16 protein-coding genes are annotated in these 20,092 nt (G+C 60.9%); 6 read left to right on the top strand and 10 right to left on the bottom strand.

The genetic code is table 11. The features are described from left to right. The first annotated feature begins 17 nt into the window (after window positions 1-17). From mtnN to FKM52_RS05345, 3 genes are all read left to right on the top strand, one after another. Entirely contained in the window at window positions 18-716 is a 699-nt protein-coding gene (gene mtnN / locus FKM52_RS05355) for a 5'-methylthioadenosine/S-adenosylhomocysteine nucleosidase (RefSeq protein WP_141175152.1), read from the top strand. After that, a complete protein-coding gene (gene btuF, locus FKM52_RS05350) occupies window positions 709-1,512 on the top strand; it encodes a vitamin B12 ABC transporter substrate-binding protein BtuF (RefSeq protein ID WP_141175151.1) in 804 nt (267 codons plus the stop codon). Before mtnN ends, btuF begins: the two co-directional genes overlap by 8 nt. 91 nt (window positions 1,513-1,603) lie before the next feature. Next, window positions 1,604-1,858 carry a Csu type fimbrial protein gene (locus FKM52_RS05345; RefSeq protein WP_141175150.1) on the top strand — a complete coding sequence of 85 codons (255 nt, stop codon included), beginning with the start codon at window positions 1,604-1,606 and terminating at the stop codon, window positions 1,856-1,858. 51 nt (window positions 1,859-1,909) lie between these two features. Here FKM52_RS05345 and erpA read toward each other — a convergent pair whose 3' ends face one another. Together erpA and clcA are read right to left on the bottom strand one after the other, a co-directional pair. After that, the gene (gene erpA, locus FKM52_RS05340) at window positions 1,910-2,257 is read right to left on the bottom strand and encodes an iron-sulfur cluster insertion protein ErpA (protein ID WP_141175149.1); all 348 of its coding nucleotides are present in this window, start codon (window positions 2,255-2,257) and stop codon (window positions 1,910-1,912) included. An 88-nt stretch (window positions 2,258-2,345) separates the two neighbouring features. Further along, the gene (gene clcA / locus FKM52_RS05335; protein WP_141175148.1) at window positions 2,346-3,755 is read right to left on the bottom strand and encodes a H(+)/Cl(-) exchange transporter ClcA; all 1,410 of its coding nucleotides are present in this window, start codon (window positions 3,753-3,755) and stop codon (window positions 2,346-2,348) included. Window positions 3,756-3,924: 169 nt separating this feature from the next. Between clcA and hemL the strand changes: the two genes are divergently transcribed. After that, window positions 3,925-5,208 (top strand): glutamate-1-semialdehyde 2,1-aminomutase, encoded by a 1,284-nt coding sequence (gene hemL / locus FKM52_RS05330; protein ID WP_141175147.1) that lies wholly within the window; start codon window positions 3,925-3,927, stop codon window positions 5,206-5,208. Between the two features lie 28 nt (window positions 5,209-5,236). On the opposite strand, the gene fhuB is transcribed toward hemL, so the two are convergent. From fhuB to hrpB, 8 genes are all read right to left on the bottom strand, one after another. Next, window positions 5,237-7,219: a Fe(3+)-hydroxamate ABC transporter permease FhuB gene (gene fhuB, locus FKM52_RS05325; RefSeq protein ID WP_141175146.1), complete on the bottom strand. Its 1,983-nt coding sequence runs from the start codon at window positions 7,217-7,219 to the stop codon at window positions 5,237-5,239. Then, window positions 7,219-8,094, bottom strand: coding sequence for a Fe(3+)-hydroxamate ABC transporter substrate-binding protein FhuD (gene fhuD / locus FKM52_RS05320; RefSeq protein WP_141175145.1), 876 nt, complete (start codon window positions 8,092-8,094; stop codon window positions 7,219-7,221). Before fhuD ends, fhuB begins: the two co-directional genes overlap by 1 nt. Window positions 8,095-8,109: 15 nt before the next feature. After that, window positions 8,110-8,904 carry a Fe3+-hydroxamate ABC transporter ATP-binding protein FhuC gene (gene fhuC / locus FKM52_RS05315; RefSeq protein ID WP_141175144.1) on the bottom strand — a complete coding sequence of 265 codons (795 nt, stop codon included), beginning with the start codon at window positions 8,902-8,904 and terminating at the stop codon, window positions 8,110-8,112. A gap of 52 nt (window positions 8,905-8,956) precedes the next feature. Beyond that, on the bottom strand, window positions 8,957-11,119 hold the full coding sequence (gene fhuA, locus FKM52_RS05310) for a ferrichrome porin FhuA (protein ID WP_141175216.1): 2,163 nt from the start codon (window positions 11,117-11,119) through the stop codon (window positions 8,957-8,959). Between the two features lie 298 nt (window positions 11,120-11,417). Continuing rightward, a complete protein-coding gene (locus FKM52_RS21900; RefSeq protein ID WP_246085495.1) occupies window positions 11,418-11,741 on the bottom strand; it encodes a hypothetical protein in 324 nt (107 codons plus the stop codon). Next, the gene (locus FKM52_RS22075) at window positions 11,734-13,362 is read right to left on the bottom strand and encodes a methyl-accepting chemotaxis protein (protein ID WP_281284967.1); all 1,629 of its coding nucleotides are present in this window, start codon (window positions 13,360-13,362) and stop codon (window positions 11,734-11,736) included. Before FKM52_RS22075 ends, FKM52_RS21900 begins: the two co-directional genes overlap by 8 nt. Window positions 13,363-13,730: 368 nt before the next feature. Then, complete coding sequence (mrcB, locus tag FKM52_RS05295) at window positions 13,731-16,244, bottom strand: bifunctional glycosyl transferase/transpeptidase (RefSeq protein WP_141175142.1); 2,514 nt, start codon at window positions 16,242-16,244, stop codon at window positions 13,731-13,733. Between the two features lie 87 nt (window positions 16,245-16,331). Next, entirely contained in the window at window positions 16,332-18,773 is a 2,442-nt protein-coding gene (gene hrpB / locus FKM52_RS05290) for an ATP-dependent helicase HrpB (protein WP_141175141.1), read from the bottom strand. A gap of 76 nt (window positions 18,774-18,849) precedes the next feature. Here hrpB and thpR point away from each other — a divergent pair, with 76 nt between their 5' ends. After that, window positions 18,850-19,383 (top strand): RNA 2',3'-cyclic phosphodiesterase, encoded by a 534-nt coding sequence (thpR, locus tag FKM52_RS05285; protein WP_141175140.1) that lies wholly within the window; start codon window positions 18,850-18,852, stop codon window positions 19,381-19,383. Next, window positions 19,380-20,084: a DNA/RNA nuclease SfsA gene (sfsA, locus tag FKM52_RS05280; RefSeq protein ID WP_141175139.1), complete on the top strand. Its 705-nt coding sequence runs from the start codon at window positions 19,380-19,382 to the stop codon at window positions 20,082-20,084. The genes thpR and sfsA overlap by 4 nt, the downstream gene beginning before the upstream one ends. The last annotated feature ends 8 nt before the right edge of the window (window positions 20,085-20,092 follow it).

Genomic DNA, 20,092 nt, shown 5'->3' with positions numbered 1-20,092 from the left:
TACTAGCGAGCAACTCTATGAAAGCAGGCATTATTGGTGCAATGGAGCAGGAAGTTACGCTGCTGCGCGATAAAATCGAAAACCGTCAAACTCTTTCCATCGCCGGATGCGAAATCTATACCGGCACCCTGAATGGCGTAGAGGTTGCGCTACTGAAGTCGGGTATCGGCAAAGTCTCTGCGGCGATGGGCACCGCGCTGCTGCTGGAACGCTGCCGTCCCGATGTGGTTATCAACACCGGTTCAGCAGGCGGCCTTGCCGCTTCGCTGCAGGTGGGCGATATCGTGGTATCAGATGAGGTGCGCTATCACGACGCCGACGTTACCGCTTTCGGCTATGAACCGGGCCAGATGGCGGGCTGCCCCGCCGCTTTCCCGGCCGACGATAAGCTGATCGCCGCGGCGGAAAGCTGCATCAAACAGCTGGATCTGCATGCGGTGCGCGGACTGGTGGTAAGCGGCGACGCCTTTATCAACGGTGCGGAGCCGCTGGCGCGTATTCGCGCTACCTTCCCGCAGGCGATCGCGGTTGAGATGGAGGCCACGGCGATCGGCCACGTCTGCCACCAGTTCGCCACGCCTTTTGTAGTGATCCGCGCTATCTCCGACGTGGCGGATCGGGAATCCCATCTCAGCTTTGAAGAGTTCCTCAGCGTGGCGGCGAAACAGTCTTCGCTGCTGGTGGAAAGGCTGCTGGGCCAGCTGGCGCGTGGCTAACAGGCTGCTGGCGCTGCTGGCGCTCTGGATCTGTTCCGGTCTGGCGCTGGCGGCGGGGGCGCCGCGCGTAATTACGCTGGCGCCTCACCTGACCGAACTGGCGTTTGCCGCCGGAATTACGCCCGTTGCGGTTAGCGCCTGGTCCGACTATCCGCCGGAAGCGCGGCAGATTGAGCAGGTGGCTAACTGGCAGGGCATTAAGGTAGAGCGGATTCTGGCGCTGAAGCCGGATCTGGTGCTGGCATGGCGCGGCGGTTCGCCGCAGCGGCAGATCGATCAGCTGCAGGCGCTGGGCATCAAGGTCGCGTGGCTCGATCCCGATTCCGTAGCCGGGCTTTCCGGCGCGCTGCGGCAGCTGGCGCCCTGGAGTCCGCAGCCTGCGCTGGCGCAACAGGCCGCCGATCGGCTGGCGGCGCGCTTTAACGCGCTGCGCGCCCGCTACGCCGATTCCGCGCCGCGCCGGGTATTTCTGCAGTTCGGCCTGCAGCCGCTGTTTACCGCCGCGCGCAATACGCTGCAAAACCAGCTGCTGACGCTGTGCGGCGGCGAAAATATCTTTGCCGACAGCGCGGCGCCCTGGCCGCAGGTGAGCCGTGAACAGGTGCTGACGCGTCATCCCGCTCTGATTATCGTCCCTGGCGATGAGCAGGCCGCCGCGCGCGCCTTGAACTTCTGGCAGCCGCAGCTCAAGGCGACAGTAGTCGCCATCCCGGAAGACTGGCTTAGCCGCGCCGGGCCGCGCAGCGTGCTGGCCGCCGAAAAACTCTGCCAGGCGCTGCACCCAGCGGCGATCTGACTAAAGTTTCCGCCGGTTTTACCGATAGCACTTTTACCGAGCGAAATACTATAAGTCGCCGGGTTGATATCTTTTAACACCAGGAAAAATTATGAAGGCCATTTACTTCGCCTGCGGGCTGTTAATGGCGGCGGGCGCACAGGCGGCGACCATTTCCGGCACCATAAATGTCCGGCTGACGATTACTAACCAGTGTCAGATCAACGGGCAAGCCATCACGCCGCAGGGTCAGCCCTCTGTTAACTGCGTGCCGCAGCCTTCCGCTCAACCGAAAGTAACGTTAAGTACGCTGGAACAGGAGGCGAATATCAAACAGGAAACGCGCCTGATTACCGTTGAATGGTAACGGCGCAAGAAAAACGGCGTGCGTTACCCGGCGGTAAAGCACGCCCGCCTGTCAGACGCTGAACGAAGAACCGCAGCCGCAGGTGCTTTTTGCATTAGGATTAGTGACGATAAAACGTGAGCCTTCCAGCCCTTCGGTATAGTCCACCGAGCCGCCCACCAGATATTGCAGGCTCATCGGATCAACAACCAGCGAGACGCCGGCTTTCTCAATGGTCATATCGCCATCGTTGATTTTATCGTCAAAGGTGAAACCGTACTGAAAGCCGCTGCAACCGCCGCCGGTAATATAGACACGCAGTTTCAGATCGGGGTTCTCTTCATCAGCGATCAGGGTCTTAACCTTGCTGGCTGCCGCATCGGTAAACTGCAGCGGCAAAGCTGCTACTTCATCACTCATTGAATTACTCCGCAATTAATCAGGCCGTAACCTGTCAGGCCAGAAATAGCCGTGCTTGTCAATATTATCTAATAGCCTGGTACAGCAATCAAGTATTCGCGCTCGCACTCTGTGCCTTTTCCGCCTCCTGCTGCTTCGCCAGGGTGCGCGCCAGCAGCGTGGAGTAGATCGGCTTGCCGCCGAGAAACTGCGCCACCAGCGTCGCGCCGAGGCAGGTAATAATCATCGGTAAAATCAGCTGATAGTTATCGGTCATCTCCAGCACCAGCACGATGCCGGTCAGCGGCGCGCGTACCGATGCGGCGAACAGCGCGCCCATACCGGCGATGGCGAAGGTGCCGGGATCGAGCGTCAGCGAGGGCAGCAGCGCCGCGCTGGCCATACCGAACGCGGTGCCCAATAGCGTGCCCAACGCCAGCATCGGCGCGAAAATGCCGCCCGGCGCGCCGGAGCCGAAACAAAGCAGCGTGGTCACCACCCTGGCGATAAAGATAAACAGCAGCGCGCCGACGCTGTAGTGCCCCGCCGTCGCCAGCGGAATCAGGTTAAATCCGCCGCCGGCCGCCTCCGGCTCGATAAGCGCGAGCACGCCGCAAACCCCGCCCAGCAGCGCGCCGATAATCAGCGCTTTTTTCATCACGCCGCCGTGCAGCCGCTGGAAAAAATCCTGGGTGCGGAAAAGCAGCTGGTTAAACAGCACGCCGACGGCGCCGAACAGCATCCCCAGCAGCAGATAGAGCCACAGCGTATTTACCGGCGCGCCGGCAAGCTTGCCGACGGCGATCACCGCCTGCTCGCCGTTAAAGTAGCGGAAAACGATGCTCGACATAATTACGCCGATAAAGACCGCCTTAATCGAAATCAGGCTGTAGCGAAACTGCAGGCGCATCTCTTCGATAATAAACAGGATGCCGGCCAGCGGCGCGTTAAACGCGGCAGAAAGCCCGGCGGCGGCGCCGGTCGCCAGCAGCGAGTGGCGCGCTTCAGCGCTGCGCATCCGGAACAGATCGAGCACCATGCGGCCTACGTTGCCGCCCAGCTGCACGGTCGGCCCCTCCCTGCCCAGCACCATGCCCGCGCCCAGCGTCCCCATGCCGCCGAGAAATTTGACCGGGATAACGCGCCACCAGCGCACCGGGCGCAGCTCCTCCAGCGCGCCTTCGATTTCCGGGATACCGGAACCGCCCGCCTCCGGCGCAAAGCGGCGCACCAGCCAGTAGCCGAACACCGCCAGCACGGCGGAAAGGATAAAGGCCAGCGGAAACGCCAGCCACAGATGATCGCCGGTTGTGGCTACCACGCCCATCCGCCAGAGCTGCACCGCAGTCACCGCTTTTTCAAAGGCGACGCCGACCAGCCCGGCCAGCGTACCGACCACGCCGGCGACCACCAGTATCGCCACCGGCGTCTTATCACGACGCAACAGCATTCGCAGAAAATCGGTACGGCGCAGAGGCACCACATGCAGTTGTTCTGTGGAAGTCGGAGTTTGTTTCATAATACTCGTATCGGAAAGGTAGAAAGATAAGCAAGCCCGCTATAATACGCCGCACCGCAAGCCTGGGCAAAAATTGCCGTTCTGAGCAACAATCTTAGCGCGTGCCTTTCAACGCGCGTATAAGTTCCCTTAGAATAAGCGAGTTTTTACCTAATTCAGGAGCCGATTGATGAGTAAGTCCGAACACCTGTATCACCAGGCGCAGCGTTCTATCCCCGGCGGCGTTAACTCGCCGGTGCGCGCCTTTAACGGCGTCGGCGGCGTCCCCTTGTTTATTGAGCGTGCCGACGGCGCCTGGATTTACGATGCCGACGGCAAAGCCTATATCGACTATGTCGGCTCCTGGGGGCCGATGGTGCTGGGCCATAACCATCCGGCTATCCGTAATGCGGTTATCGAGGCGGCGGAACGCGGCCTGAGCTTCGGCGCGCCAACCGAGATGGAAGTCAAAATGGCGGAGCTGGTTTGCGAACTGGTGCCGTCGATGGATATGGTGCGTATGGTCAACTCCGGCACCGAAGCCACCATGAGCGCTATCCGCCTGGCGCGCGGCTTCACCCACCGCGATAAGATTATTAAGTTCGAAGGCTGCTATCACGGCCACGCCGACAGCCTGCTGGTAAAAGCGGGTTCCGGCGCGCTGACGCTCGGCCAGCCCAATTCGCCGGGCGTACCGGAAGATTTCGCCAAACATACCCTGACCTGTACCTATAACGATCTTGCTTCAGTGCGCGCCGCTTTTGAGCAGTATCCGCACGAAATCGCCTGCATTATCGTCGAGCCGGTCGCCGGCAATATGAACTGTATCCCGCCGCTGCCCGAATTCCTGCCGGGCCTGCGCGCGCTGTGCGATGAGTTCGGCGCGCTGCTGATTATCGATGAGGTGATGACCGGTTTCCGCGTGGCGCTGGGCGGCGCGCAGGCGCACTACGGCGTCACGCCGGATCTGACCTGCCTCGGCAAAATTATCGGCGGCGGTATGCCGGTTGGCGCCTTCGGCGGGCGTCGCGATGTGATGACGGCGCTGGCGCCGACCGGCCCGGTTTATCAGGCCGGCACGCTCTCCGGCAACCCGATCGCCATGGCGGCGGGCTACGCCTGCCTGAATGAAATCGCCCAGCCCGGCGCCCACGCCACGCTGACGGCATTGACCACCCAGCTGGCGCAGGGGCTGCGCGAAGCGGCGCAGGCAGAAAATATCCCGCTGGTGGTTAACCACGTCGGCGGCATGTTCGGCCTGTTCTTTACCGATGCCGCGCAGGTAACCTGCTATGCCGACGTGACGCGCTGCGATACCGAACGCTTTAAGCGCTTCTTCCATCTGATGCTGGAAGAAGGCGTCTATCTGGCGCCCTCCGCCTTTGAAGCGGGCTTTATGTCGCTGGCGCACAGCGCGCAGGATATTCAGCGCACCGTAGAAGCCGCACGGCGTAGTTTTGCCCGCCTGGCATAAGTAACAAGGGCGCCCTGCGGCGCCCTTGTTATATCGTTTTACGCAACAGCCAGATAAAATAAGGCGCGCCGATAAAGGTCGCCAGCAGCCCGGCCGGGATCTGGTTTGGAAACGCCGCCATTCTGCCGCACCAGTCGGCAATCAGCATCAGCCCCCCGCCCAGCAGCGCGGCCACAACCAGCTGCGGCAGCGCGCGGCGAAAGCCGAGCATACGCGCCATATGCGGTGCCATCAGCCCGACAAAACTCAGCGGCCCGATAGTCAGCGTTGCGGCGGCGGTCAGCGCGGCGGCCAGCAGCAGCAGGCTCAGGCGTACCGGCGTCAGCGCGATACCGATGGCGCGCGCCGTCGCGCCGCCGAGCGGCAAAATCGTCAGCCAGCGGCTGGCCAACGGCGCAATCCCCACCAGCGCTACCGCCACCAGCGCGGTACGCGCTGCCTGCGGCGCATCGATACCGTAGGTTGAACCGGAAACCCAGCTCAGCAGCATCGCCATGCGCGGATCGCCGCTGGCCAGCAGCATCGCCAGCAGCGTGGTAAAAGCGGTGCCGATCGCCACCCCCGCCAACAGCATACGCTCCGGCGAAAAGCCGCCGCGCCCCGCTACCAGCATAATCAACAGCAGCGTTGCCGCCGCGCCGAGGCTGCCGGCAGGCAGCAGCCAGCCGAAGGCGTCGCCCGGCACCAAAAACAGCATTAATACCACGCCGCAGGCCGCGCCGGAGCTGATGCCCAGCACTTCCGGGCTGGCCATTGGGTTGCCGGTCAGCCGCTGAATCAGCGTGCCCGCCGCGCCGAGCATCACGCCCGCCGCCAGCGCCGCCGTCATGCGCGGCGCCCGCCACGGCTGCAGCTGATGCCAGAGTTCGCCGCTGGCCCACTGCCAGCCCTGCGCATCGCGTCCCAGCGCCAGCGCCGTCGCCGCCAGCAGCAGCAGTACGCCCAGCGCCGCCAGCGTCCAGAGCAGCACGTGCCGGCGCTCCAGCGGCAGCCGCTCAGCCGGGTTAAGCTGCGGCGGCACGGCGGCGCTACGCAGACGCGGCAGCAGCCACAGCAAAATCGGCGCGCCGGTCAGCGCGGTTAAGGTGCCGGTAGAGACTTCGCGCCAGTGATCGGCCAGCCAGATAACGCACTGATCCGCCAGCCAGAGCAGCAACGCGCCAGTCAGCGGCGCCAGCAGCATGCGGCTAAGCAGGCGCCGGGCGCCCAGCAGCTTCGCCAGCAGCGGCGAGAACAGCGCAATAAAGGCGACGATGCCGACGGCGTTGACCAGCATGGCGCTTAGTACAATCGCCAGCCCCAGCGTCGCCAGCCGCACCAGCGCAAGCGCCATGCCGAGATTTCGCGCTACGCCGTCATCCAGCCCCAGCAGCGTCAGCGGCCGACGCAGCAGCAGCGCCAGCAAAAAGCCCGCCAGCAGGCGCGGCAGCAGAAAGGTCACGTTGCTCCAGTCCTGCTGGCTCAGAGAGCCGGTGCTCCAGAGGAACAGGTTCTGCAGCTGATCGTGTTTGAAAATCGCGAAGATCTGGTTGACCGCGCCGCAGTAAAGGCTCATCACCAGCCCGGCGAGAATCAGCGTCACCGGCGACAGACGTTTTCCCCAGGCGATGCCGAACACCAGCAGGCCGATCAGCAGCGCGCCGATCAGCGCCGCCATATGCTGCGTCAATTGCCCGCCCGGCAGCGCCCAGAGCGTGGCCACCGTAATGCCCAGCTGGGCGCCGCTGGCGACGCCCAGCGTGGTTGGCTCCGCCAGCGGATTGCGCAGCGCCTGCTGGAACAGCACGCCCACCAGCCCCAGCCCGGCGCCGGCCAGCAGCGCGATCGCCAGCCGCGGCAGCAGGCTGAAGTGAAATACCATCTGATCGATATTATCGATATCCGGCTGCCATAGCGCCTCCAGCCACTGCGCCTGCGGCAGATGTTGGCTCAGATTGAAGCCGGTCAGCGCCAGGGCGCCGATAAACAGCGCGACCATCGGCGCGACGGAAAAGGTAAAACGTGCGCGCATTATGCCTCCAGTTCGTGGGCGAGAGTACGGCAAAACTCCATTGCCGAGAGCGTGGCGCCATAAAACCAGATGGTGGGTACGCGCCTGAAACGCTGCTGCCGGACAAAGGGCAGCGACTGCCACAGCTCGGTTGCGCCAACCTGCGCCATCAGCGCCGCATCGCCATGATCGAAACAGATCGCCTCGGCGTCGCGTACGCTGGCCAGCCGTTCAATGCCGACCACCGCGCTGCCCCAAAAGTTGGTTTCGCCCTGCCAGGCGCTTTGCAGCCCCAGTTCCTGTAGCGTTTCCAGAAACAGGCTGCCCTTGCCGAATACGATAACGTGGCGGCTGTCGATCAGCGACATCAGCAGCAGCGGCTTCGCGGCCCAGGGCGCCAGTCGGGCGCGCATCTCGCTGATAAAGCTGGCGAACTGCTGCAGGTGCGCCTGCGCCTGCGGCACTTTGCCGATGCGCTGCGCCAGCTGCATTAAAGAGTGGCGCGCCGAGGTAAGCGGCTTCCCCTCTCCGCTGTTAAAGGCGAATCCCAGGCAGGGCGCAATACGCGCCAGCCTGGCCGGCGAAGGGCCGTAGCCGCTGGAATAGAGAATCAATGAGGGGCGCAGCTGCGTCAGCAGCTCCATATTGGGTTCGGTACGCAAACCGACATCGATCACGCTGGCGGGCAGCTGCGGCTTGCCGACCCAGTCGCGATAGTTGAACAGCTCCGCTGCCGCCATCGGCACCACGCCCAGCGCCATCATCAGCTCTATCGGCAGCCATTCCAGCGCGACGATGCGCCGGTTATCGATCGTTTCCGCCCGCACGCCCTGCTGCCAGAGCAGCGGAGAGAGCGCCATTGCGGCAAGCAGTTGTCGACGGGTTATTGCTGGCATAAGCGCATCCTTGTCTCAGTAAACGAAGCTGACCGGCGCGCCGCCCTGCGGGTGCGGCAGAATGCCCATGGGAATGTTATAGATGCGCTCCAGCACCTCGCTGCGCATGATATCGCCCGGCGCCCCCTGAGCGATGCTCTCGCCCGCGCGCAGCGCAACCAGATAATCACAATAGCGCGCCGCCATATTGATATCGTGCAGCACGGCGATCACCGTCAGGCCGCGCTGCCGGCTGAGATTTTGAATCAGCGCCAGCACCTCAACCTGATGCGCGATATCCAGCGCCGAGGTCGGCTCATCCAGCAGCAGGCAGCGGCTGTTTTGCGCCACCAGCATCGCCAGCCAGGCGCGCTGCCGCTCGCCGCCGGAGAGGCTGTCCACCAGCCGCGCGGCGAACGGCTTCAGCCCCACCAGCGCGATCGCCTCCTCCACCCTGGCGCGATCCTCTTCGCCGTAGCGTCCCAGCGCGCCGTGCCAGGGATAGCGCCCTATCGCCACCAGCTCACGCACCGTCATTCCTTCCGCCGCCGGCAGCTGCTGCGGCAGGTAGGCGACTTCGCGCGCGAAAGCTTTGCTGCTCCACTCCGCCACCGGCTTATCGTTCAGCAGGATGCGGCCTTCGCTGGCGGTCTGGTGACGCCCCAGCATTTTCAGCAGCGTTGATTTGCCGGAACCGTTATGGCCGATCAGGCCGGTGACTTTCCCGGCGGGAAAAGTTAACGAGAGAGGATGCAGCAGCGTGCGCCCCGGCACGCGGAAACTGACGCGATCGAGTGAGAAAGTGGTGCCCTGCGGCGATGAATATGACATGGTTATCTTCAGCGGTAACGGGCGCGACAGAGGCCGCGCCCGGTTAAGTTGGTCAGAAACGGAACGTAGCGGTAGCGACGACCTGGCGTCCTGCGCCCCAGAAGCAGCCGTTGGTCTGGAAGCAGCTGGCAACATACTCACGATCCAGCAGATTATTAACGTTCAACGCAACGCTGGAGCCATACATGCCGAAGCGGCCGAGATCATATTTAACCACCGCATCCCAGACGGCCGCGCTGCCGACTTTAAAGGTATTGGCGGGGTCGCCATAGCTGGAGCCGATCAGGCGTCCGCCCGTGCCCAGCGTCAGGCCGCTTAACGCCCCGTTATTGAAGGTATAATCGCCCCACAGCGATGCCATCTGTTTCGGCACCTGTACCGGCGTATTGCCCTTCAGCGTGGTATCTTGCGTATATTCAGCATCGGTCCATGTATAAGACGCCGTCATATTGACACTCGGCGTGAGCGCGGCTTTTCCTTCCAGCTCCAGGCCGCGAACCCGTATTTCGCCAGCCGGAACCTGGGCATACGGGTTGCCCGGCGCTGTCGTCAGATTATTGGTTTTCGTCAGCTGATAAACCGCTGCGGTCAGCACCAGCGGACGATCTTTCGGCACATATTTTACCCCCGCTTCATACTGCTCGCCTTTTGAAGGCGCATAGGAGACGCGCGGATCGCCAAAGACATCAAAACCGTTGGGCTCAAAGGACTGGCTGTAGCTGAAGTAAGGAGAAATTCCGTTATCGAATAAATAGTTAATGCCGCCGCGCCAGGTAAACTGGCGGTCGGTACGGGCGATGCTGCCGTTGTCGCTGCGCACGGTGGTAGATTGCTGCGACCAGTCATAGCGGCCTCCCAGCGTTAACACCCAGCGATCCCACTCCATCTGATCCTGAACATAGAGCCCGGTCTGCTTCATTTTGTTGAGCTGATAAGGCTCAGCGGCATCAAAATCAAAATCTTCCCAACGCGGGTTATAGAGATCGAGCGCGGGCGCTGAACCAAATTTCGCGTAAATATCATTGCTCATGCGCTGAAAATCAACGCCGGTCAGCAGCGTATGCGCCACCTCGCCGGTAGCGAACTTACTTTGTAGCTGGGTATCTACCGTGAAGTTATGCAAACGCTCGCTATCCACCACGGTGCCGCGCGTTAAATAGTGGCCGACATCGCCGGGAGCGATATCTTTACAGCTTTCGACGGTGCAAATACCGGTACCGTAGACGCTTTTTTGCGCGCTTTTAATCTGGGTATAACGCAGATTCTGACGCAGCGTAAAGGTATCGTTAAACGCATGGTCAAAACTATAGCCAACCATACGCTGATAGCGTGAATAGCTGTTATTCGCCGCGCCTTCGTTAAAGTCGTTCGGCAAACGGCTGCCGTCGGGCAGCGTCTGCACGGTGCCCTCTTTCGGCAGCCAGCCATAATAGCCGGTAGCCGGATCGTTCTGAATATTCGACAAGAACGTAAAGCTGGTTTTTTCATCCGGACGCCAGCTAAAGGAAGGCGCGATGGCGTATCGTTTCTGTTTTGCGTGTTCCTGCTGGTCATCGTTAGCGCGCGCGACGCCGGTCAGGCGATAAGAAAAGGTTCCGTCATCGTCCAGCGCATCGCTAAAGTCGAATCCGGTCTGCATCAGGTTGTCGGAACCCATTTTGAACTGCACTTCGCGCAACGACTCGCTGGTGGGGCGTTTGCTGACCATGGCGACAATGCCGCCAGGGTTGCTGCGGCCATACAGCACTGAGGTTGGCCCGCGCATTAGTTCAACGCGTTCCAGCATATAGGGATCGACAACCGCTTCGTTGTAGAAATTACCCTGAAGTTTAAGACCGTCCAGGTAGTTATTCTGGTTCAGGCCGATGGCTGAGAAGCCGCGGATAATCACCATATCATAGGTGTTGGAAGAGCCGCGGCTGGCAACGGTTACGCCCGGCGTGTAGCCCAGCGCCTCTTTTACCGAAGCGGGCTGGCGCATATCCATTTCCTGACGCGTTACGACCGATACCGACTGCGGGTTCTTCTCAATCGGGGTATCGGTTTTGGTGCCGGTGGCGCTGTGTTTAGCAGCGATAGTCGGCGCCGGGCCCCATGCGCTCTCCTGCGGCACGCCGGCAGAAGCATCCACCACGAGGGTTTCCCCGGCGGCAAACGCCGTACCGCCGCCGGCCAGGGTCAGGGCCACCAGCAGCGCCAGCGGCCGTTTCAACATGCCCGCCGAGGCGGACGCTGCAAGAATAGTTTTATGCGCGTTGACCATTATCTTTTCTCTGATAAAAGGGGAAATATATTAAACAGAAATGTAAACGAGAATTATTCTTATGCTTATTATTGAGGGTGGATGATATGCGAAACAGAGCAACGACTGCAAGCGGTAATGGCCGCCCGCAGCCCAACGCTGGCGAGCTTTCAGGCAACCTCGCGGCTGCTATGTGATAAATCAAAAAGGGCGCCGCTAAGCGGGCGCCCGTAAAGCAAAAAGATAAATAAGGTAAAGGAGCAACCCGACGTCAGGCTGCGGTTCCGGCGCCCTTGTCATCGGTGCGGAACACGGCAACCGACTCACGCAGCGCCCTCGCCTGCTCCGCCATAGAAGCGGAGGCGACGGCAGATTGCTCTACCAGGGTAGCGTTCTGCTGAGTAGTCGTGTCCATCTGGCTAACGGCAATGTTGATCTGCGAAACGCCCGCGCTCTGCTCTTTGGACGAATCGGAGATTTCCTTAACCAGCTGCGTGGTTTGCTCAATGGCCGTTACGCTCTGATGCACCTTCTCCCTGGCATCCTGCACCATGCTGATCCCTTCCATCGAATGGTTAACGGATTTTTCAATCAATCTCTCTGGCCGCCGTTGCCGAGCGCTGCGCCAGCGCGCGCACCTCGCCTGCCACCACGGCAAACCCTTTACCATGCTCGCCCGCGCGCGCCGCTTCAACCGCGGCGTTCAGCGCGAGGATATTGGTCTGGAAGGAGATGCCGTCAATCACGCCGATAATTTCCTGAATCTGGCCGGAGCTGCTGTTGATCTGCTCCATCGACTTCAGCACCGACTCCATCGCTTCGCCGCCGCACAGCGCCGCCTCGGTCGCCGCCTGGGCGATTTCCGCAGCATGACGGGTGTTATCGGCATTTTGATTAATAATCGATGCCAGCTGCTCCATACTGGCGGCCGTTTCCGCCAGCGAGGCAGCCTGCTGTTCGGTTCGGGCGGAGAGATCCTGGTTGCCGTCGGCAATCTCCGCCGAAGAAGAGGCGATTTTGTCCGCGTTCTCTTTAATGGTGAACACCAGCGTGGACAACCTGGCGTTCATTTCCCCCAGCGAGCGCAGCAGCGAGGCGGTTTCGTTATTGCCTTCGGCGTGAATTCGGCTGGTTAAATCGCCTGCCGCTACGTTTTGTGCAATTATTGTGGCTTCATTTAGCGGCCTGGTGACCGTTTTCACAATGTAGACGGCGAAAACAACCGTCACCAGCATCAGCGCCAGTAGTAATCCCAGCAGCTCAAACTGCGCCCGGCGTTTGCTGCTCGCCTGATCGTTCAACAGTATTAATAACGAATCTGCCGCTTCATTACCTACCGTTTCAAATTTGTCCAGAATCCGGGTAAAATGCGAGGTATAGTCATTTACCGTCAGATCCGTCGCCTTATGCTGATTAAAAATATCATAGGCTATCTTTAAAGTATCCATCGCCTCCTGCCAGCTGGTTTCCACCGCGTCGCCAATCTGCGCTTTTAACGCGGGATTAAGGGCAAAGGCTTTGTCAAAGTTTTTATGAAACAGCGCCATGGTGGCTTTGGCCTGTTCGATATGGTAAGCGACGCGCATATAGTCCGTTTCTTTCTTGCCATATCTGTCGGCCAGAACTTCAGCGCCCTCGCTGCGGACGCGCGCCAGCTTATCAATCACGTTCGGGATTTCATTAAAGGTGCTCACAATCAGCTGATAGCTGATCAGATCGGCATCCAGCGATAGCTGATAGAAATCCAGCGAATCGGCGACGACGTCAAGCATCTCATCCAGTATCCGCTCGTGCTGAAGATTATTCTCCATAGCCGACAGCCGTTGCGCGGCAAGCGCGCGCTGCAACGCCTCCCAGCTCTTCGTCAGAACCTGCATTTTTTCCAGCGCCTGCCCGGCGCCGTCCTGCCTCAGCGCGTCAGTCAGCTGGGTATGCAGCCGCTCCGCCTCATTTTTCAGCGCCGCGCGCGCCGTTGCTTCCGGCTTCTCACCGGCAATGACCAGATAGCTTTCCTGCCAGTGGCGTTGATAAACCCCCAGCAGCCTGAGAAACTGTTTTTCTACCGGTACGCCGCCCACTTCCAGGTGCTTTACCGTAATAGCGTGGTTCCCTGTATTAATGAGTAAAGCAGTAGGCAGAATAAACAGAATCAGCGCCATTACGCCCAGTATCGCTAATTTAGCGGAGAGATTGATATTCCTTAATAAGCTTCCCACAGTAAACTCCGTTTTTATTTTATGAGGTAAAGTTAAAGAGAAAAATCGGAAGGCTTAAGACTTACCAGCTGAATATTAACCGCCTTTAAGCCGTCAATTTTGCCTGTTATTACGCGCCCAATTTGTAATTGCTTTATTAAGCGGCAATAGCGAGCGTAATTCTGAAGTAATTATCCTTTTGGTTAATTAAAAAATAACACACAGGAAATCATCAGGGCAAATAAAACAAAAACTTTAACCACAGACGCAACAACGAGAAGCGTTCATCAGGAGAAGAGAGAATAAAGGAAACAGGCTGTAAAGCCGAAAGGGAATTAAAAAATAACGGGCGCCTGGGCGCCCGTTAACTTCCATGCCGCGCGGCGCGATTAGTTGCCGCCGAACATATCTTTAATCCAGCCGGCAACGCTATCGCCGCTTTGCTGCTGCGGCGGCTGTTGTTGTTGCTGTTGCTGCTGTTCCATTTGCTGCTGCATCTGCTGCTGCCACTGCTGCATCTGCTGCTGGCAGAGCGCGTTGGCGTCGGTAGTCCAGACCGGCAGCGTGCGCCAGCCGCTGCTGCCGCTATCGCAGACGAAGTTGCCGGCGGAATCGACGGACATTGAGGCGATATCCTCCGGCGGCGTCAACAGCAGCGGCATCGGCGCCTGGTTTTCCAGATAGCGGCGATAGAGCTGCATCGCCCCGGAAGAACCATACAGCCTGGTAGGCTGGTTGTTATCACGACCTACCCAGGTAATAGCCACCTCTTTGCCGTCGATGCCGGCAAACCAGCTATCGATCTGGTTGTTGGTGGTGCCGGTTTTGCCCGCCAGATGTACGCCCGGATATTTCGCTCCCAGCGCGCGCGCGGTGCCGCGCGCGGCGACCTGCTGCATGGTATAGAGCGTCAGATAAGCCGCCTGGGCGGGCACGACGCGCTCCGCCTGCGGGAAGCTTTGGTTGAGCACGCTGCCATCTTCCGCAATCACCGAACGCACCGCGGAAAGCGGCGCGCGGTTGCCGCCGCTGGCAATGGACTGGAACGCCTGCGCTACCTCAATCGGCGTCAGGTTGAGCGCGCCAAGCAGCATCGCCGGAACCGGATGCAGCTGATCTTTCGGCAGCCCCAGCTTCGTCCAGGTATTGATCACGTTATCCAGCCCCAGCGTCATGCCGAGATTAACCGTCGGCACGTTCATTGAGTTGGTTAAGGCGTCCACCAGCATCACCTTGCCGCTAAAGCGTCGATCGTCGTTCTGCGGTTTCCAGACCTGACCGTTGGACATTTTCAGCGCGACAGGTTCATCGGCGATCCAGGTGTTAAGGCGATAGGTATCGGGCTGCGACAGCGCCGTCAGATAGGTAGCGGGTTTCGCCAGCGAGCCGATGGAACGACGCGCCTGCATTGCCCGGTTGTAGCCCGCAAACTGCGGATCCGCCCCGCCCACCATGGCGCGCACCTCGCCGCTGAAGCGATCGACAATCACCATTGCGGTTTCCAGATCGTGCAAACCGCGCTGTTTTTTCAGCGCCGGCACGCCCTCTTCCACCGCTTTTTCCGCCGCATCCTGCGAAACCGGATCGAGCGTGGTGAAGATCTTCACGCCAGAGAGATCTTTCACCTTGTCGCCCAGCTTCGCCTGCAGTTCGCCGCGCACCATCTGCATAAACGCGGGCTGCGGCGTAATCACGCCGCCCTTCGGCTGAACGCCGAGCGGACGCGCGCTGAGCATGTCATACAGCTCCTGATCGATAACTTTCTGCTGCTGCAACAGGCGCAGCACCAGATTACGCCGCTCCAGCGCCAGCTTCGGATTACGCCACGGATTATAGAGCGAGGCGCCCTTCACCATGCCTACCAGCAGCGCCTGCTGATCGAGGCTCAGCTCATCTACCGGACGCCCGAAGTAATAAAGGCTGGCCAGCGGAAATCCGCGAATCTGATCGCTGCCCGCCTGGCCGAGATAGACCTCGTTCAGATAGAGCTCCAGAATGCGATCCTTGCTGTAGCGCGCATCCATAATCAGCGCCATATAGGCTTCGTTGGCCTTACGCCACAGCGAACGTTTGTTGGTCAGGAACAGGTTTTTCACCAGCTGCTGCGTCAGGGTACTGCCGCCCTGCACCGCGCGCCCGGCGGTGATGTTCGCCAGAAAGGCGCGCCCGATAGAGTAGAAGCTGATGCCGTCATGCTCGTAGAAATGGCGATCTTCGGTAGCAATCAGCGTATCCACCAGCAGATCGGGGAAGCCGGCGCGCGGCACAAACAGCCGCTGCTCGCCGTTCGGCGACTGCAGCATGGTGATCAGCCGCGGATCGAGACGGAAGAAGCCGAAATCACGTCCGTTATCGAGGTTTTTAATCTGGCTGAGCTCACCGTTGCTGAAAGAGAGGCGAGCGCGAATCTGCCCCTCTTTGCTGTCGGGGAAATCAAACGGACGGCGGATCATTTCGATGCTGTTCGCCTGCACGGTGAACTCGCCCGGACGCGTCATGCGCGTGACCTGACGATACTGCGTGCCCTCCAGCAGCGCGATCATCTCTTTTTTGTTCCAGGACATGCCTGGCTCCAGATTGACCATACGGCCATAAACCGCCGCCGGCAGCTGCCAGACTTTGCCGTCGATGCGGCTGCGAATTTCCGAATCGAGCCAGACGCCATAGGCCGCCATCACCACAACCAGCACGATGAATAGCTTAATCAGCCATCCCAGCCATCTTCTTTTTTTGCTGCGCGGCGGCCGCCTTTTTCCTTTACGTGGCACCGGTCTTTCCTCCAGCTCGTCATCATTCTGTTGGTCGTTGTACTCTTCCCTGCGGCGCCCCTGGCCGCCGGCTTTACGCGGCGGCGGCGGCTGTTTTCCTTTGCGCCCGATTGGTTCGCGATCGTTCCCAGACATTGGTTCGTTTCTCCAGATATGGCCGGTTACTCTGTTCTTACTGCAGCGCTTCGGAAAGCGGAACCCTCCGAAAGCGGGCCGATGTCGCTACTGCGGCGCGGCATACTTTTTCGTGCGGCGCGTCGGCTGCGCGCTCGCCGGATCGTCGGGCCACGCATGTTTAGGGTAGCGCCCTTTCATCTCTTTCTGTACCTGCGGATAAGCGCCCTGCCAGAAAGCGGCGAGATCGCGGGTAATTTGCAGCGGGCGCTGCGCGGGCGATAGCAGCTCCAGCACCAGCGGCACGCGCCCTTCAGCAATCGCTGGATTCTGCGCTTCGCCAAACATCTCCTGCAGGCGCACCGCCAGCGCGGGCGGCTTTTCGCTATCGTAGCGAATCGGCAGGCGGCTGCCGGTGGGCACAGTGTAATGAGTTGGCAACGCACTATCCAGCCGCTGGCGCTGCGACCATGTGAGCAAATGTAATAGCGCCCCGACCAGGCTAATCTGGCGCAGCCCTTTGATATCGCGCACGCCGCTCATCTCCGGCAGCAGCCAGCGCTCAAGCGTGGCGAGCAGCGTCTCATCATCCATTGGCGGCCAGCTCTCTTCCGGCAGCCACTGCGCCGCGCAGTGCAATCGCAGCCGCAGCTGCTGCGCCTCTGGCGTCCAGTTAAGCACCGCCAGGCCTTTTTCGCGAATCCAGCGCAGCATCGCCGGGTGCAGCACCTCCGCGTCCGGCTTCGCCAGCGGCGCGGATTTCAGCGCCAGCACGCCGATCTTATCGCGCTGCCAGGCGCGCAGCGTGCCCTTTTCCTCATCCCATTCAATATCGGTTTCGCTACGCAGCAGGCGCGGGCAGTCGCGCTGCAGCGCGGCGATATCAACCGGCAGCGCCAGCAGAATGCGCGCCTCCGCCTGCGCATCGCTTTGCAGCAGCTGCGGCGCGATCAGCCACTCGTGGCGCGTCAGGGCATCGTCATGATCGAGCATCGCGCCTGGTCCGCCCGCCAGCTGATAGCGTCCGCTTTCGCCGCGTCGACGCGCCAGCCGATCGGGATACGCCTGCGCCAGCAGCGCCGGCGCCAGCGTAATATCCAGTTCGCCGCCTGTCGCGTTCAGCCGGCGCAGCAGCTGGCGCGCGCGCTGCTGCCAGCCGTGATGAGAGATAAACAGGTGATCGGCAAGATTACGGCTTCCCTGACGCGGCGGCTCCTCCAGCATCGCCGCCAGCCGGGCGGCGGTGGCCTGCGCATCGCTCCCGCGCGCCGCGATCAGCAGCGCCGCCAGGCGCGGCTCGCTGCCCAGCTTCGCCATCGCCCGTCCCTGCGCCGTCAGCTGCCCTGACTCATTAATCGCGCCGAGCTGCAACAGCAGTTTTTGCGCCGCCAGCAGCGCGGGCGCGGGCGGCTGGTCGATCCAGCAGAGCTGCCCGGCGTCATGACATCCCCACTGCAGCAGATCGAGCCACAGCGCGCTGAGATCGCTCTGTAAAATATCCGGCTCGCCCTGCGCGGCGGCGCGCTCCGCCTGCTCGCGGCTGATTAAATGCAGGCAGATGCCCGGCGATAAACGTCCGGCGCGTCCGGCGCGCTGCGTCATCGAAGCCTGGCTGATACGCTGAGTTTGCAGACGCGTAATACCGCTGCGCGCATCAAAGCGCGCCGTGCGCTCCAGCGCGCTGTCCACCACCAGCCGAATGCCGTCGATAGTTAAGCTGGTTTCGGCAATATTGGTCGCCAGCACCACTTTGCGCTTACCGGCGGGCGCCGGCAGAATCGCCTGCCGCTGCGCCGCCAGCGGCAGCGCGCCGTACAGCGGGCACAGTTGCGTATCTTTATCCACCCGCGAAGCCAGCTGATGTTTTACCCGTTCTATCTCCCCGACGCCGGGCAGGAACAGCAGCAGCGAACCCGGCTCCGTGCGCAGCAGCTGCGCCACCTCGCGCGCCACCGCCTCGTCAAACGGCAGCTGGGGCGCCAGACTGGCGTAGCGGCGCTCTACCGGGAAACTACGCCCTTCAGAAACAATCAGCGGCGCCGCGGGCAGGCGGGCGCTCAGGCGCGCATTATCCAGCGTCGCCGACATAATCAGCAGGCGTAAATCGTCGCGCAGCCCCTGCTGCACGTCCAGCAACAGCGCCAGCGCCAGATCGGCCTGCAAACTGCGTTCGTGAAACTCATCGAGAATCACCAGCGATACGCCTTCCAGCATCGGGTCCTGCTGCAGCATGCGCGTCAGAATGCCCTCGGTCACCACCTCCAGCCGGGTGTGCGGGCCGCTGCGGCTTTCAGCGCGCATCCGGTAGCCAACGGTAGCCCCCGGCTGTTCGCCGAGCTGCTCCGCCAAACTCTGCGCCACGTTGCGCGCCGCCAGACGGCGCGGCTCCAGCATAATAATGCGTCCGGCGAAGCCGCCCTGTTGCAACAGCTGCAGCGGCAGCCAGGTGGATTTCCCTGCGCCCGTCGGGGCCGCCAGCAGCACCTGCGGCGCCTGTTGTAGCGCGGCCAGCACTTCAGGCAGCACGGCGCTTACCGGTAACTCACTCAAACGAAACTCCGTCCAGCATTGGTCTTATGATGGTGCGCATTGTAGCATTCCTCTGTCTTGTTTACCGGAGAGTGTTATGAGCGCACGTCGCCTCTTTTTCGCCATCGGATTACCTGAGCCTCTACCAGAGCAGCTGGTGCGCTGGCGCGCGCAGCAGTTTCCTGAAGAGGCGGGGCGCCCTGTCGCCGCCGCCAACCTGCATCTAACGCTGGCCTTTCTTGGCGAAGTGAGCGACGAGAAGGCGCAGGGGCTGCAGCGGCTGGCGGGACGCATTCAACAGCGCGCCTTTACCCTCGATCTGGATGATGCGGGACACTGGCCGCGCCCCGGCGTGGTATGGCTTGGCTGTCGCCAGGCGCCGCGCGGACTGCTGCAGCTGGCGGAGATGCTGCGCGCGCAGGCGGCGCGCAGCGGCTGCCATCAAAGCCCGCAGCCGTTTCATCCTCATATCACGCTGCTGCGCAACGCCACCCGTCCGGTTGCCCTGCCGCCGCGCAACTTCCACTGGCAGTTCCGCGTCGATCATTTTTCCCTTTATCAGTCGCTTTTCAGCCAGGGACGCACCCGCTATCGCTGCCTGCAAAGCTGGCCGCTGCAGGAGATGCCATGATTTTTCAACCCGCGCTGCGTCCGGCGCGTCTGATTCAGCGTTATAAACGTTTTCTTGCCGATGTGATCACACCCGAAGGCGAAACCTTAACGCTACACTGCGCCAATACCGGTGCGATGACCGGCTGCGCCACGCCCGGCGATACCGTCTGGTTCTCCACGTCAGACAGCCTGACGCGGAAATATCCCAACAGCTGGGAACTGACTGAGACGCAGCAGGGTCATATGATTTGCGTCAATACTCTGCGCGCCAATCAGCTGGTACGTGAGGCGCTGACGGAGGGGCGTATTGCGGAATTATCGGACTACCCCCACCTGCGCGCCGAGGTGAAATACGGCGCAGAACGCAGCCGTATCGATTTTCTGCTTCAGGCACATAACAAACCGGAGTGCTATATTGAAGTGAAATCCGTGACGCTGTTGCAGCAGGGCAAGGGGTACTTCCCGGATGCGGTGACCGTGCGAGGCCAAAAACACCTGCGTGAGCTGGCCTTAATCGCCCAACGGGGCGAACGCGCGGTTATGTTATTTACTGTCCTGCACTCGGGGATTGAGGAGGTTTCCCCCGCGCGTCACATTGATGCGCGCTATGCAGAACAACTGGCGCAGGCGCAACAGAGCGGAGTGGAGATACTCTGCTACCGGGCTGAGATATCTCCGACGGGCATGTGGCTGAATCAGCGGCTAAAACTGACGCTGTGATATTTAAT

Source organism: Mixta tenebrionis (genome assembly GCF_006517625.1).
GTDB classification, from domain to species: domain Bacteria; phylum Pseudomonadota; class Gammaproteobacteria; order Enterobacterales; family Enterobacteriaceae; genus Mixta; species Mixta tenebrionis.
This window is presented reverse-complemented; position numbering and strand designations above follow the sequence as displayed.